General features: G+C 56.9%; 12 protein-coding genes. 5 read left to right on the top strand and 7 right to left on the bottom strand.

Translation table 11 applies throughout. The annotated features are described in order from the left end of the window. Nucleotides 1-398 precede the first annotated feature (398 nt). The 3 genes from M4951_RS02865 to M4951_RS02855 form a co-directional block, all read right to left on the bottom strand. Nucleotides 399-1,046 (bottom strand): hypothetical protein, encoded by a 648-nt coding sequence (locus M4951_RS02865; protein ID WP_262024980.1) that lies wholly within the window; start codon nucleotides 1,044-1,046, stop codon nucleotides 399-401. Nucleotides 1,047-1,079: 33 nt separating this feature from the next. Further along, on the bottom strand, nucleotides 1,080-2,141 hold the full coding sequence (gene rlmN / locus M4951_RS02860; RefSeq protein WP_262024979.1) for a 23S rRNA (adenine(2503)-C(2))-methyltransferase RlmN: 1,062 nt from the start codon (nucleotides 2,139-2,141) through the stop codon (nucleotides 1,080-1,082). Between the two features lie 215 nt (nucleotides 2,142-2,356). Further along, nucleotides 2,357-3,766, bottom strand: a complete 1,410-nt coding sequence (locus tag M4951_RS02855; RefSeq protein ID WP_262024978.1) for a sulfatase — start codon at nucleotides 3,764-3,766, stop codon at nucleotides 2,357-2,359. Between the two features lie 334 nt (nucleotides 3,767-4,100). On the opposite strand from M4951_RS02855, the gene M4951_RS02850 reads away from it, so the two are divergent. Continuing rightward, a complete protein-coding gene (locus M4951_RS02850) occupies nucleotides 4,101-4,673 on the top strand; it encodes a DUF2179 domain-containing protein (RefSeq protein WP_262024977.1) in 573 nt (190 codons plus the stop codon). 18 nt (nucleotides 4,674-4,691) lie between these two features. Here M4951_RS02850 and M4951_RS02845 read toward each other — a convergent pair whose 3' ends face one another. From M4951_RS02845 to M4951_RS02835, 3 genes are all read right to left on the bottom strand, one after another. Further along, nucleotides 4,692-6,383: a DUF5722 domain-containing protein gene (locus tag M4951_RS02845; RefSeq protein ID WP_262024976.1), complete on the bottom strand. Its 1,692-nt coding sequence runs from the start codon at nucleotides 6,381-6,383 to the stop codon at nucleotides 4,692-4,694. A gap of 68 nt (nucleotides 6,384-6,451) precedes the next feature. Next, nucleotides 6,452-7,003 (bottom strand): hypothetical protein, encoded by a 552-nt coding sequence (locus tag M4951_RS02840; protein WP_262024975.1) that lies wholly within the window; start codon nucleotides 7,001-7,003, stop codon nucleotides 6,452-6,454. A gap of 10 nt (nucleotides 7,004-7,013) precedes the next feature. Then, nucleotides 7,014-7,910 (bottom strand): metallophosphoesterase, encoded by an 897-nt coding sequence (locus tag M4951_RS02835; protein WP_262024974.1) that lies wholly within the window; start codon nucleotides 7,908-7,910, stop codon nucleotides 7,014-7,016. Between the two features lie 293 nt (nucleotides 7,911-8,203). Between M4951_RS02835 and M4951_RS02830 the strand changes: the two genes are divergently transcribed. Together M4951_RS02830 and M4951_RS02825 are read left to right on the top strand one after the other, a co-directional pair. Continuing rightward, a complete protein-coding gene (locus M4951_RS02830; RefSeq protein ID WP_262024973.1) occupies nucleotides 8,204-9,052 on the top strand; it encodes a hypothetical protein in 849 nt (282 codons plus the stop codon). A gap of 186 nt (nucleotides 9,053-9,238) precedes the next feature. Beyond that, the gene (locus tag M4951_RS02825; protein WP_262024972.1) at nucleotides 9,239-9,487 is read left to right on the top strand and encodes a hypothetical protein; all 249 of its coding nucleotides are present in this window, start codon (nucleotides 9,239-9,241) and stop codon (nucleotides 9,485-9,487) included. Between the two features lie 175 nt (nucleotides 9,488-9,662). On the opposite strand, the gene M4951_RS02820 is transcribed toward M4951_RS02825, so the two are convergent. After that, nucleotides 9,663-9,995 carry a hypothetical protein gene (locus tag M4951_RS02820; protein ID WP_262024971.1) on the bottom strand — a complete coding sequence of 111 codons (333 nt, stop codon included), beginning with the start codon at nucleotides 9,993-9,995 and terminating at the stop codon, nucleotides 9,663-9,665. Between the two features lie 412 nt (nucleotides 9,996-10,407). On the opposite strand from M4951_RS02820, the gene M4951_RS02815 reads away from it, so the two are divergent. Beyond that, nucleotides 10,408-13,464: a Tex-like N-terminal domain-containing protein gene (locus M4951_RS02815; RefSeq protein ID WP_262024970.1), complete on the top strand. Its 3,057-nt coding sequence runs from the start codon at nucleotides 10,408-10,410 to the stop codon at nucleotides 13,462-13,464. Between the two features lie 132 nt (nucleotides 13,465-13,596). Then, the gene (locus M4951_RS02810; RefSeq protein WP_262024969.1) at nucleotides 13,597-14,085 is read left to right on the top strand and encodes a hypothetical protein; all 489 of its coding nucleotides are present in this window, start codon (nucleotides 13,597-13,599) and stop codon (nucleotides 14,083-14,085) included. Nucleotides 14,086-14,173: the final 88 nt, after the last annotated feature.

The following is a 14,173-nucleotide window of genomic DNA, read 5'->3' as shown; positions in this document are numbered from 1 at the left end:
ATGTCGGTTTGGCAGGCATTCGCTGATTTGTGGGGCGCCCAGCGAACGAGCGTTATCATGACAAAACAGACAGAAGCATGATTGGCGTTTGTTTGCCTGCTAGCTGCGGCAAGAGAGAGGAGAACGCAAAACAAATCGTACGTAGAGCGCGAAATGCTGCCCAAAAAAATTGCTGCGGAAAATGGCAGGCCGCTGCTGGGACTTAAGAAGGAATCTGCCGCCTTAGAAACTGGGCGTTTATTGACGTGCGGATGCCCGATATTTTCCCGCAAAACCGAAAAATAGCCATGCGAAGGGCGTTTTAACCCGCAAAGCCCCTTCAGGAAGAATTTATATTGAAAACTTTGGCATTTCAATTGACTCGCAATCGAATGCGCAATCAACTAGCACGCCTAAATTCAGGCGTGAATCAGATACTTGTTCAGTAGCATTTCAAGGCCGATGCAATGGCTCGCGACGCGCTGCGAATCACGCACCTCTGGATCGACGGCAACGGCCGCGATTTCAGCTTGCAGCGACTCCATCAGTTCGCGCGTAGACGCCATGTTATCGATTGATTCGACGGCCCCAGAATCGCCCGAAGCGGCCAGATACTCTTCGGCCAGCTGGCTGTTGGAAAACAGGCAAAGGACGACGACCTCATTCCCCTCGGCATCGGCGCCGACGATCGAACTAAAACCGGACTCCAGTCGCAGCAGATAAACCGGATAACTCCACGGTGAATAATCGACTTCCAGCCGATCGTTCAGCAGCGACTTAACCGTCGTCGACCAGGCGGCGTTCACCGCTTCTTCACGCGGATCGGGATCAAAACAGACCCGCGTTACAGGCTCCCGCAAGCTTTCCAGCAGCCAGGCGAATTCGCGATCGTTGTTCAATTGTCGGGGAGCGCCCAGGATGCCGAAATTCTGCATGAACTCCAACGCCTTCTCTTCAGTCGTCACCGCGACTAGCAACTGCTGCGAGTCATCTTGGGGATCCACGATCGAAGCGTATCCGCCGCTGTGAGCAATCAAATAAATCGGATAAGTCCACGCGTACTGCATCGGTCGGTTTCCTTCACTATCGTCGCAAGTCGATTATTGTGCGGCGGCGGCCGCAATTCGCCGATTCTCTCGCCGCACGAGTTGTCCGCAGGCGGCGTCGACGTCGGCGCCAAGAGAATAGCGAATCGTCACGGTATAGCCTTCGGCGCGCAGCGCGGCGCCAAACGCTTCGCGGTCTTCTTTCGACGTTCCCTCTAGATGAGGCGCCGCATCAACGCGGTTGTAGGGAATCAGATTGATGTGCACCGGCAAGCCGCGAAGATAGTCGGCTAGCGCCGCGCGATCTTCTGGGCCATCATTGATCCCCCGCAACATGAGATACTCGATCATGATCGACTGCTGCTGGACGGCGGCGACCTGATCGAGCGCGGCTCGCAATTCTTGCAGATCGAATTTGGCCGCTAGAGGGATGATCTCGGTGCGGCGCGACTGGATCGCGCTATGTAAGCTGAGCGCAAGATTCACCTTCGGAAACTTGCGGGCGAACTCGATCATCGCCTTAGGCAAGCCAACCGTCGAAACCAACGTTCGTCGGGGCGATTGATCAAATCCGTGAGGGGAGATCAGCTTTTCCAGCGTTTCATGAACCGCCGACGTATTGTGGAACGGCTCGCCCATCCCCATGAAGACGATGTTGCGGATCTTGCGGCCTTCCGGCTGCAGCAACTGATTGGCCTGCACGACCTGGTCTAAAATCTGGGACGCCGAAAGACTGCGGGCGATCCCCATTTTGCCGGTCGCACAAAAATCGCAATTCGCCGCGCAGCCGACCTGCGACGAAACGCAGAGCGCCGTGCGTCCTGTGGCGACCCGCAAGATGACCGACTCCAGCAGCATTCCATCATCAGTGCGAAACAGTAACTTCGAAGCGCCGTCCAGTTGCGAATCGAAACGCTGGTCGAGCGTCAGTTCATGAAAACGGATCTCGGCGGCAAACGCGCGACGAGCCGCATCCGGCAATTCCTGCAGCGCCGCTTCGTCCGAACCTTGCAGCTTCAGCAGCCGCGTACGCAGCCGGCGCAGGCGATGCGGGTCGAGCCCTAATCGCTTGCGCACCGCTTCCACGGCGGCGTCGTCATGGATACTACTGAGCATGACCGCACTTTCGATAGGCATGCAGCGCAAGTTTTGACGGTTCGGTCGGCAAATTCATGATGGTTCCCGGATTGGCTCAAACGACCCTGTATTGTAGGTCGGATCGGCAGCGGAACCAAGGAACCCTCCGGGGGAGGAATCTCTAAATTGCCGCCGCGCACAAAAAAAGAACGCCCAATCAGGGCGTTCTCCAGAGATCGCTCGTGACGCGACTGCTATTCGTAGTCCCACTTCGAGATCCAGGGATCCGCGGTCCGCTTCTGAAATGCTTTCAGCTTCTCTTGCATTTCCTTTTTAACGTCGGAGTACTTTTCAACGTCGGCCAGATTGTGCGATTCGTAGGGGTCGGACGAGAGATCAAACAGCTCAAAGGCTGGGCGATGGATATAGTCCTTCACCGTCCGTTGTCCATAGTAAGCGTCCGGACCTTGTTTGTAGATGTCTTGAAACGTCGGCGCCGCCCACAAGTCCGATGCGAAGGGATACGGCAGTCCATGCGCGATGTTCCAAATTAATTTGTAGTTGCCGCTGCGAACGACTCGCATCGGATAGTACATCGTGATCTCGTGGAACGTGTGCGACGCGTAGATCTCGTCCCAGCCTGCGGGATTTTCTTGATCAAGCGTCTTCAGGAACGATCGTCCCTGCATCTTGTTTTTCTTCGGCGTCGCATTGGCGAAATCGACGATCGTCGGCGTGAGATCGACCCAGCTCACCATCGCTTCGCAACGCAATCCCCGTTTTTTGTTGTAGGGATTGCGAACAATGCAAGGAGAGTTGAGCCCCGGCTCGTACGTTGTCGTTTTTCCACCGGGAAAAGCGATGCCATGATCCGAGATGTAGAGGATCAACGTGTCGTCATAGACTCCCTTCTCTTTCAAGATTTCGACCAAACGCCCCAGTCCCTGATCGATGCGGGAAACCGATTGATAGTATTGGGCCAACTCGGCGCGACACGTCGGCGTATCTGGCAAGAAAGAAGGAACGATCACGTCGTTGGGATCATAGGTGACCGTCTCGACGCCGGGGTAACCTTTCGGCTTGTTGCCGAACGCGTCGGGCTTATAAGGATCGCTTTCCACCACGCCGCCGCCGCGATGCGGATCCGACGTGCAGATGTAGAGAAAGAACGGCTTGTCGCTATCCTCACCGATAAAGTCGGCCGAGTTGTTCGCCATCTCGACGGCGTTGCGACTGTTCCCCTTCAGCGCGTGCTGAAAGTGGTAGACCTCCTCCGGCGCGACATGATACTTGCCGATTCGTGCGGTTCGATAACCGGCCGCTTCCAAATAAACCGGCAAGCTTTTGACGTTGTCGTAAGAACGAAAGTGATGGTAGGAGTGCTCGTGTCCATAGTGACCGTTGGCGTGATTAAAAATGCCGGTCAGGATAACGCTGCGACTGGCGCTGCAACTCGCAGTGGTCGCATAGGCGTGATCATAGACCGTGCCGTCCGCGGCCAACGCGTCGAGGTTGGGAGTTTGGATGACCGGGTTGCCGTAGCAGCCAGCATCTTTTCCCTGGTCGTCGGTAACAAACAACACCACATTGCGCGGAGCCGCGACCGCAGCCGCGGTCCAGCTGAGCAGCATGAGAAATGCAAACGAAACAATACGAGAAATCACGCGAACACTCCCAGGAAGGTAACAATAGGCGGGAAATTCACAATAACACGTCGTGACGTCCGATTAAAGCGCGTCACGGTTCGCGATTTCACAATCTTGCACGCAATTGGCCGCCGTCTTCCTTCGCAATTCAACGGGAAACCGCCAATCCGCTGCAATCCGGGGGGCTGGCCTGGGGGCAAATCAGCCCCGTTTATGAACATTGGCGCAGTCCAGTGAGTGGAAAAACAGATTAAACCCCACAAATTCAGGCAATGGGGTTAGCGCGCTAGTTGATGTTCGCGACAATCTCGCTTTCCACCCCCACATGCAACGCCTGACGTCTGAGCCTTTTATGCAGTTTCTCGTCGACCAACCAGTTTGGGTCGTCGCCATCTTCATTTTTTGCACGCGCATTGTCGATGTGTCGATCGGTACGCTGCGCACGATTTCGGTCGTGCAGGGACGTCTCGGTTTGTCCGTGGTCCTCGGCTTTTTTGAGGTGCTGGTCTGGACGATTGCGATCTCGCAAGTCATTACCGGAATCGGCGAAAACCCGGTGCTGCTCTTTGCCTATGCTGGCGGTTTTGCCGCAGGTAACGCGGTCGGTATTCGACTCGAACGGATGCTGGCGATGGGACATGTCGTCGTGCGGATGATTTCGCCGCATGACGGGCCGAAAGCCGCCAAAGCGTTGCGTGAAGCGGGGCAGCGAGTCACAACGTTCACCGGCGAAGGACGAGACGGGCCGGTGCTGTTGATCTATATGAATTGCCGCCGCCGCAAGCTGAAACGCCTCCTCAAGATCGCGACAGCAAGCGACCCCACGATTTTCTATACGGTGGAGCCTGTCCATTCGCACAACGAAGGGCTCAACGTTCCGCTGCCCCATCGCACCGGCTGGCGAGCGTTTTTGAAAATGAAATAACCTGCTTCAGGTCGAATTTCATTCGCCGGAGCCACTATTTTCTGTGCTGCTAGCGGCGCTCACAATCTCGCTCCAATCGTCGATCCCGATAATCGGCAACGCAAATTGAATCGCCGCCGCTTGCTGCGGCGTCGCCAAGGCTTGAAAGACGCGCCAGGCTTGCTTCTTTTCGCCGGCGCTGGTGATCGTGCCGGCTCGCACGGTCCATAACCCCAACTTTAATCCACCTTCTTTCTCATGGTCGATCCAGCGATGGTAATGCATCGCTTCGATCGTCTCGAGGCGCTCGATCTTCTTCCATGCGTAAGCCAGGGCGGCCGCCTGAACGGCTTGCGACGCTGCACTGTAGTCCGGCGAGTGGAATCCTTGCTCGGAGAGCAAGACCGTTCGCGGAGCTCCTTGAGAACGATTTTCAGGACGCCGAACCCAACGGTCGAGCACTTCGATGTTTTTAAACGTCACCAGCGGAGAATCGTCGCTGGCGATCGCTTGGGCGTCGAGCCAGGTTCGCGCGTTCCCCAGATCTTGCGGATACGGATGAAACGCGACTCCCCACGAGAAGTCTCCCTCGGCGGCGCCAAGACCGATCAGCAGATCGAGGAGCTCGCGCGCACGATAGTAACGCGGGCTCGGTTGATGCGGCTCGTTCCAGCAGTGCGTCAGCGACGCGAAGACCTGGGCGTGTGGGTCAAACGCTCGCGCCGAGTAGTAAGCGATCCGTAACGAGCGTGCATATTGTTCGGCATAGCCCAACGGCGACAACGGTCCGGCGCTGGTCCACTCTGGCGCCGCGTCCACTTCGTTGTGAATAATCCAATGCGTGATCCGGCCATACTTGGCGTCAGGTCGGCAATACCGCGCCGCCAGAAAACGCATCACCGCGGCATAGGCGTCGCAGCCTTCCTCTTCAACCACATTGGCCAGGCTGTAGTGACCGCCGTCGGCGCCGGGATGCGTCAACAGCTTTCCAAGCGGATCAGCGCGATCCAGACGTGGAACCAGGATAATCGCCGACGCGACGATCTCGTGTCGACTCGCGAAACCCAACAGTTCATCCAATTGCTCCAGCGCTGGTCGCCAGATCGCTAATCGAACGTCTCCATACTCAATCGACTCGCAGTCAGGCGTTCCTGCAAGGCGCACCAGCGAACCAAGATTTACATTGATCGCCAGGTTCTTCACGCCCAAGTCGACAAAGTCATTCAGGTCATGCACCAAGCCGATGCCGTTGAGCCCTTTCTTATTGGCCGGAAAAAGTCGCGGCAAATCGGGATGCCGTGCGGCGGCGGCAACGTCGTCCGCGGCGTGAGCGCGACTGCACTGCTTATCGGTCGCCGTTTCTACCACCACCCACTTCGCATAAATGCGATCGCGCTGGGCGGCGAACCGCGGAAGCTGGATCGAAAAATTGCCTGCTTCCGTCGGTTGCAGCGGAAATCGTCGCCCGTCAGCGGGAATCAACGTCGAGTCGTGCTGCGGCCCGAGTTCAACCAGCGACAGCGACAGCGCAAGCTTCGTCGTCAACTTTCCAATCACCTGAACATGATCGGCGTCAACCACGACGCGCTCAATTTGGGCAGGATATTCCGCAGCGAGATAATTGATCCAGCGCAAGTCTTTGGCGTCGGTCAACGGATGTTGAGCCAGAACCGCGTTTTGCGGGAAGAGCACCAACGCAACGACAAAAATAGCGATACGCAACCAAGTCATGGCGGGAAACTTCGCGGCAAGAAGGCCAGGCAAGCGAAAGTCGTCATCTTACGCTGCGATCAACAGGATTACATCTCGACGTCGTCGTCAATCACTTCCGCATTGTAGGGATGGTTGTGACGATGAAGCCAACGCAACACTATGCGACCAACGCTGACGACTATCAACAACAACGGCGGCATCGCGAGCGAGACGACGATAAAAAGATACCGCCGCGGCAAAGTATCGCTGGCGACGTTGATCGCATAGTACGCCAGGGTCGCGACGGCGCAACAGAGGAACGTGGCGAACATCAAACCGGCGATAGTAAACCGCGGCATCCAATCGAATTTCATCTTCGACAGTCCCAGAAATTGAGCGACAACCGCGCCCAACAACATGCCGAACGGAACGCTGATCACGGCGGCGAAACTGCCGATGATCAAGGCCGCGCCCCAGGGATTTCCACCGCTTTGATAAAGACTGGTCAGTGCGATGATCAAACCAACGGTGACAAACGTCGCAAAGGCAACCAGCGCGGCGATCGCTCTCGCGACATATTTGCCGCTCAAATTCAAAGCTTGAAATCGGCCCTGCATGCGCCGTGGCGAATCTGGCTCGCTTGATCGCAGATCGGACATGGTCGATTCCTTACATGCCGTACGATTCAGGCGTCGGCTTATGGAGACGCTGGACTTCGGCCAGCAGCTTGCCATAGCTGATCTGATCATCCACCGGAACGATCGCGTAACAACCGTTTTGGCAGCAGCAATCGAGAATCACCTGCCGCGAGTTGGGCGTCTGAAATCCGTCGGTCGACGGCTCATGTCCGGTCAGAAAATATTGAGCGCCAGTCTGCTGAGCGAACGCATCTGCGTTCGCTTGGCGAAAGTCGCGTCCCCAAACCAGGCGACCGACATCTCCCTGACAGGCCAGATCTTCATCGACGAGCGGACGATCAAACACCGCCGGATCAAAGGGGTTTTGATCGCACTTTTCGGGCAAGCTGTGACAAATCAACAGGCGTTCGCCAGCTTTCACACCGATCGGCAGACTGCGGAGGAAATTCAGATAGGCGTCGCGGACATCCGCGGTCCGATTGCCATACATCTCTTGCAAGCCGGCGCGAAACATCAAGTTGAGCATCTTCCCCCCTTTCAGAATCGGGAAGTCAACCATTTCGGCCAGTTCATGATTGCTCAGCAAGAAATGGACGCGATACGGAAACTCGCTCACTAGTCGCGCGACATCTTCCAACATCAAGTGCGACATGCAGCCCCCCCCTTGCGGATAAGTCGGGCCGCCGTGACAAACCTCTTGCAGCACCAGGTGTCGCTCAGGATGGAGCTCTAGCGCGGCGAGTTCCAAAATTCGCTGAAAGTTACGCCGATTACCATGCAAATCGGCGGTCACCATCACATCAGCGACGCCATCTCCGGCAGGCAGCGAAATCAGATTGCCGCGTCGGTGGGGATTGCTGAGGTTAATCTCCGCCGCTTTCTGATAGCGCGCGATGACCTGGTCAGCAAGAGAAGTTTCTACAGTCATATCTTCGACTAGCGGAATCGCGCGAGAAAGGGAAACGTGAATTTCACGTGATCAACTACTAATTGTTGCCAGTTGATGCGTTCCAGGCAAACGCGATGCGTTCTATGACGGTTGTAACGGCTTTTCCAGGACCAAGCATTAGGGCCCCCGCAAGGAATTCGGTGAATTTTCCTCCTCCCCTCCGTTTTTAGCTTAACTTTCAGATAGGCGAATTCCGCCGACTTCTCATCTTCATCTTTTCGGACTTCATCAATATGGGCGCAGAGCGGCGAACGTCGATTCGCTTTCCGGTAATGCCGGAAAACGTAAGCGGACGTCTGGTGCTCGGAAACGAGGAGTTCCGCGTACGCCTACTCGATGAATCGATGGCCGGATTCGCGATCGAGCTCGAGGTCGCCAAGACGCGTCTGCAGTTGGTAAATCCAGAGCACGAGGAAGAATTCTTCCTCTTTGGCGAAATCGCCCAGCTGATTCTCAACAATAGCGCTTTTGAGGTTCAAATCACCAGCGTCGGCTTCAAAAATCCTTCACCCGACCGAAAACTTCACCCCACCAAAGCTTTACTGCGCGTCGGCGTCCGCATTATTCGTGAGATCTCCGCGGTCGAGTTTCATCGCGCCGCTTGGCGACGAGCGGCGGCGATTATCTTTGTCGCCGCGGCGGTCACCTTTGGCGTCTCGCTGGGGATGTTCAAAGATCAACTGCTGACGGCGACCGGCGCCGAAGAGCCGACGTTCAACGCGCTCGTCGCGTCGATGTCACGCGATTGGAATCAATACGCGGCGGCTCCGCCGGTTCCACGCAATGACGGTCTGCAGGTCTTGGCCAGCCAAGGACAGCAGCTTCATCTCTTCGCTCAGCAACTGCGCAGCGACCCAATGCCGCTGCGCGTGCAACGGATCACGGCGCTTAGTACTCCCGAAAATTGGAAAACAATGGACCTGAGCGAACAGCAGCGCGGTGACATTCAAAAAATCCTGCTGGAAGCGAACGCGCATTTTGAGCGAATCTGGACCGTCTATCGCGAGTTCAAGTCCGAACTGGAACTTCGAATCGCCGCCTATCTCGACGAAGTCGAAATCCGCATTCTGTCCCATCTAACGACCGCTCAAGCCCAGTCCTGGTCGCAAATCGGACTGTAATTCTGGCTTGCGATGCTGCACTGCTAGCTGCCGCTAGTCATTCCGATGATACCGAATTATTCAATATTCGCGTTTCTACCGCCGATTTAGCAGAGGGAGAGCCTTTTGCGCCGTCGACTCCCGCCGAGCCGGCCCGCGCTGCAAATACGACCCAGACCCAGGCCTACACGAATCAAGAAGGTAGAGATGATGAAACGAATCGCGCTGCTCGCCGCAGTGACCGCCATGGCGGTTGGAAGCGTCGGTTGCCATCAAATTGGCGCAAATCCCTGCAGAAACCCGACCAGCGTCAGCGCTCCGCCTGCTGCTGGCGGCGGTGAAGGCGGCTACGGTGGAGGAGCCGGTGGTTATTCTCCGGAAGTCACCTACCCCTACTACACGACGCGTGGCCCGCGCGACTTCCTCAATCCGCATCCGTACGATATCGGCTATTAATCGTGAACGTCGGGCGTCCACGCGCCCGGAGAGAACGAAGCCAACGACAAGCGTCGCCAGCAGCAAGCGACGCTTGTCGCATTTCTTGGTCAACTGCTTGGATCTCAGGAGAGACGCCGCTTCACGCACGCGCAGCAGCTTCTAAGAGAGAAAAAACGCCGGCAATCTTTCGGCGTTATTGCGAAGAGGCCTGCGGTTGCAGCAGCGTCTGATACGCTAGCAAGGCGCGAAACAGATCCCGCGAGACCATCACGGTCTCATGCTCCACTTCGTCTTGAATCGTCACCCCACAGCGGCGTGCATCGTCCAGAAGTTGCAGCAATTCCTCTAGTCCGACAGCAATCTCTGCAGCTGCGGGCTGGGCCGCGCCGCTCTTGGCCAAACCGGCGTGCGGGGTCAAAGCAGCGGTGCGCGTGGAATCGCCGAGGACGATCTCAGCCAGATCGCTCCCGTCAGATGGGGTCAATTCGTCTTCGGGACCAAAATAAACGCGTAAATGCGGTGCCATGGCAAAAAGTCCTAGCGACGACGGCTTGAATCGGAAAACCAGTGCGACTCGCGCCGCGCCAACCTCCCTGTCTACCATTCGATTTCGGCAGAATGCCGCTGATATATCGCCTAGAATCGCTGCAACTGCTCCGCAATCACGGCGGATCAATCGCCGCACCCGCGCAATCGCTAAAGTTCGCCAGAGTACGGATATCTACCACCACGTCCGGAGTAAAAAGAAGCCGGCTAGGCGAATTCTGTGTTAAATCTTGGACCTTGCCGCTTTGTGAATCCTTGACAACAAAATCGGTAGCCCCTAGATTGCCGGTCTGGCGTCCCATGCGCAGATGCCGCTCTGGCAAGCCTTTGATTCGCGCCGTTGCCTAATTTTTTGCAATCGCGCGTCTCCCACCTGATACCTGTTGGCGAATATGGAAATCACAGTCTCGTCCGACCTCAGCATCGTGGCTCGCGAACTGGGGCTGCCGGTCGATCAAGTTCAAAGAACCGTCGAATTGTTGGATGATGGGAACACGGTTCCCTTCATTACGCGATATCGAAAAGATGAAACCGGCGGCTTGGACGAAGAGCAGATCCGCAAGATCCAAGCTCGATCGGCCGCGCTTCGTCAGCTTGAAGAGCGCAAGCAGACGATTCTCAAATCGATCGAATCGCAAGGCAAGCTGACCGAAAAGCTGGCCGACAAGATCCAGAAGGCGCCAACCACCAAGCTGCTGGAAGATCTCTATCTTCCCTTCAAGCCCAAAAAGCAGTCGCTGGCCACGCAAGCGCGACAACGCGGTCTAGAGCCGCTGGCCGACGAAGTGATGGACGGCAATGAAGCCGCCGCCGATCTCCCGGCGCGTGCGGCTGCTTTTGTCAGCGCCGAAAATGACCTCCCCGATGTCGCCGCCGTCCTGCAGGGCGTGCGTCACATCTTAGCGGAAGAATTTGCAGAAAATGCGATTCTCCGCGGTCGGCTCCGCAAACTGATGTGGAAGACCGGCACGCTGGTCACGCTTCGTATCGAGCAGTCGGCCGATGCGCCTGACGAGAAAGATCACCACGACGACGAAGATTCGGACAACGGATCAGAAACGCTTGCGGCGGAAACGGCCGTCTCGACCGAGCCCCCTCCCCCCAACACCGACGAACCGTCAGATACCGCTGAGTCAAACAGCGCTCAGTCGAGCACGGCAGAGTCAAACACGGCAGAGTCCGTCGCCCCGGAAGTCAGCCCCGCAGAGCCCAGCGAAACCGCCGGTGAACAAGTAGCGACTCCTGCTCCGGCGCCTGCCGCAACGATCGATCCCAAACGCCGCGCGTTGCAAGAGCAACGCCGTGATAAGCGTCGCAAGCAAAAGGATCGCGAACGGAGCAAAAAAGAGAAAGCGTTCAAAGACTACTACGACTATCGTGAACCGATCTCGAAGATTCCGCACCATCGCGTGCTGGCGATTAATCGCGGTGATCGCACCCGTTTTATTCGCGTCAAAATTGAATGCGACTGGGATCGTCTTTACGCGTTAGCGGAAGAGACCGCGATTCCCGCCGGCCACGCGCAAACCGACTTTTTGAAACCCTGTTTGCGTGACGGCTTGCAGCGACTGATGCTGCCGAGCCTGGAACGAGAAATTCGCCGCGAACTGACCGAACATGCCGAAGAGCATGCGGTGGACGTCTTCGCCTGCAACCTGCGCAAGCTGCTGCTGCAACCTCCGGTTTCCAACCGCCGCGTCATGGCGATCGATCCCGGCTTCCGTAGTGGTTGCAAGCTGGTGACGCTGGATCAATTTGGATCGATCCTCGAACAGGGGGTCATTCACTTGATCGGCCCCGAAGATCGCGTCGCTCGCGGTCGCCAGCGTTTGATCGAGATGATCCGGCAACATGCCGTCGACATCGTCGCGATCGGTAACGGCACTGCTTGTCGCGAGACCGAAAACCTGGTCGCGTCGATCATCTCGAAAGACATTACCGATCGCGAAGTCGTTTACGTGATCGTGAACGAAGCGGGCGCTTCGGTCTATTCGACCAGCGAACTGGGGCGTGAAGAGTTCCCCGATTTCGACGCGACTGTCCGCGGTACGATCAGCATTGGTCGCCGTTTACTCGACCCGCTGTCAGAACTGGTGAAGATCAACCCGTCGAACATCGGCGTCGGCCTCTATCAGCATGACGTCAAGTCGAAGCATTTGAAAGAGACGCTGGATAACGTCGTCGAGTCCTGCGTGAACTACGTCGGGGTCGACGTCAATCAAGCCAGTCCAGCGCTGCTGAGCTACGTCTCTGGCCTCAATCAACTGACCGCGCGTCGGCTCTATGAATACCGTCGCCAAAACGGTCCCTTCACGTCGCGTGAAGACTTCAAAAAGGTCGCCGGCTTTGGCGATTCGGCCTTCGTGCAAGCGGCCGGGTTCCTCAAAATTCGGGATGGGGAAAACCCGCTCGACGCAACTTGGATTCACCCCGAAAGCTACGAAGTCGCCGAAAAGGTGTTGGCGAAGCTCGACGCAACCATCGATCAGGTTCGCACGGTAAAACCTGTCGAAGTGGTGACGCCGGCTCCTGTTCCGGTTGCCGAGCCTGCTGCCGAAGAACCCACCGTCGAAACGCCGGCTGTTCCTGAAACGCCGGTTGCAGAAGCTCCGGCGACCGCAGCAGCCGAGCCCACTGTTGCGGAAGAAGCCGCCGCCGCGGCTCCGGTCGAAACGCCGGCTCCTGCCGAGACGGTCGCTCCGGAAGTCGTCACGCCGCCGACGCCGGTCAAGAGCGAAGTTCCTTCGGCCGCGCATGCTGAACTGGTGAAGAAGATCGCTGGCGTCTCGGCCCCTGAGTTCGCCGCCGAGTTGGAAGTGGGCGAACACTTGACGCGGGACATTTTGAATTCGCTGTCGCGGCCTGGTCGTGACCCGCGAGCCGATTTCCCGCCGCCGCTCTTCCGTCGCGGCATCATGAAGCTGGAAGACCTGCGTCCCGGCATGGAACTCTCCGGCACCGTCCTGAATGTGGTCGACTTTGGCGCCTTTGTCGACATCGGCTTGCACGACAGCGGCATGGTCCACATCAGCCGCTTGGCGAACCGCTACGTGAGCGACCCGCACGAAGTTGTCAGCGTCGGCGATGTCATCACGGTTTGGGTGGTCGAAATCGACAAAGATCGTCGCCGCGTTTCGCTGACGGCGATTGAGCCCGGCACCGAAAAGCCAGTTCCGGCCGCCGACGAAAAGAAGCGGGTTGATCGCCCAGAACGGGCCAAGCGACCTCCGCGCGACAAAAATCGCCAGGGGAACAAATCGCAACATGCGGCCCATGGAAAACCGAAGTCGAAGACGTTCGTCGCCAAATCGAAACCGACGCCGAAGAAGCCGATCTCCGAAGCGATGAAAGAAGGTAAAGAGCCGCTTCGCTCGTTCGGCGACCTCGCTCAGTTCCTGAATCAAAGTCAAAAAGAAGAAAAAGAGAAGAAGAAGCCGAAAGGGAAATAGTCCCGCTCGGCTCCCAATGACGGCATTTCTCGAGAACCGTCATGCCAATCGCCTTGTTGTTCGCAGCGCAGCGGAACGTTTTGCGATTTCCCCTTCGCTCCCTCCACATCGCCTAGCGCGATACGAAGATTCATGAACGATTTTGAAGACCGCCTGAAAAAAGCGATCCAACGAGGCGAAAAACGGAGCTCCGCTCGCACCGAAGCGCTCCGCGCTCAAACGCTGAGCGAAGAAGAATGTCGCGAACTGCACAGCAAATTGCGCCTGCAACTCTCGGACTACATCGAAAAGTGCGTCAGCACGTTGCCCAATCATTTTCCTGGTTTTCAAACCGAGACGATCTTTGGCGAACGAGGTTGGGGCGCCGCTTGTTATCGCGACGACCTTGACTTGACCGGCGGCAAACGCCGCAGTTTGTATAGCCGGCTGGAAATGACGATTCGTCCTTATTCGTCCGTTCACGTCCTTGAGCTGACCGCCAAAGGCGCGATACGCAACAAAGAGACCTTCAATCGCAACTACTTCGAGAAATTGGGGGAAGCCGACATCGACGCATTCACCAATTACATCGATGTCTGGGTGATTGAATACGCCGAGATCTACTCCGGCAGCAAAGGATAGCGCGGTTCCCGCTCCATCTGTGGAGGATAAAACGTCAGCCTTCCCTGCTGGCGGACGATTGAGCATTTCGCGGATCTCGGCGATAATG

Origin of the sequence: Blastopirellula sp. J2-11, from assembly GCF_024584705.1 — a bacterium.
GTDB lineage: Bacteria > Planctomycetota > Planctomycetia > Pirellulales > Pirellulaceae > Blastopirellula.
The sequence above is the reverse complement of the archived record's forward strand: the minus strand, read 5'-3'. Positions and strand labels throughout refer to the sequence as shown.

Coding starts and splice junctions, on each gene's coding strand:
- M4951_RS02865 (WP_262024980.1), bottom strand. CDS start 1,046: ATGCAGTACGCGTGGACTTATCCGATTTATTTGATTGCTCACAGCGGC.
- rlmN (WP_262024979.1), bottom strand. CDS start 2,141: ATGCTCAGTAGTATCCATGACGACGCCGCCGTGGAAGCGGTGCGCAAG.
- M4951_RS02850 (WP_262024977.1), top strand. CDS start 4,101: ATGCAGTTTCTCGTCGACCAACCAGTTTGGGTCGTCGCCATCTTCATT.
- M4951_RS02845 (WP_262024976.1), bottom strand. CDS start 6,383: ATGACTTGGTTGCGTATCGCTATTTTTGTCGTTGCGTTGGTGCTCTTC.
- M4951_RS02840 (WP_262024975.1), bottom strand. CDS start 7,003: ATGTCCGATCTGCGATCAAGCGAGCCAGATTCGCCACGGCGCATGCAG.
- M4951_RS02835 (WP_262024974.1), bottom strand. CDS start 7,910: ATGACTGTAGAAACTTCTCTTGCTGACCAGGTCATCGCGCGCTATCAG.
- M4951_RS02830 (WP_262024973.1), top strand. CDS start 8,204: ATGCCGGAAAACGTAAGCGGACGTCTGGTGCTCGGAAACGAGGAGTTC.
- M4951_RS02825 (WP_262024972.1), top strand. CDS start 9,239: ATGATGAAACGAATCGCGCTGCTCGCCGCAGTGACCGCCATGGCGGTT.
- M4951_RS02820 (WP_262024971.1), bottom strand. CDS start 9,995: ATGGCACCGCATTTACGCGTTTATTTTGGTCCCGAAGACGAATTGACC.
- M4951_RS02815 (WP_262024970.1), top strand. CDS start 10,408: ATGGAAATCACAGTCTCGTCCGACCTCAGCATCGTGGCTCGCGAACTG.
- M4951_RS02810 (WP_262024969.1), top strand. CDS start 13,597: ATGAACGATTTTGAAGACCGCCTGAAAAAAGCGATCCAACGAGGCGAA.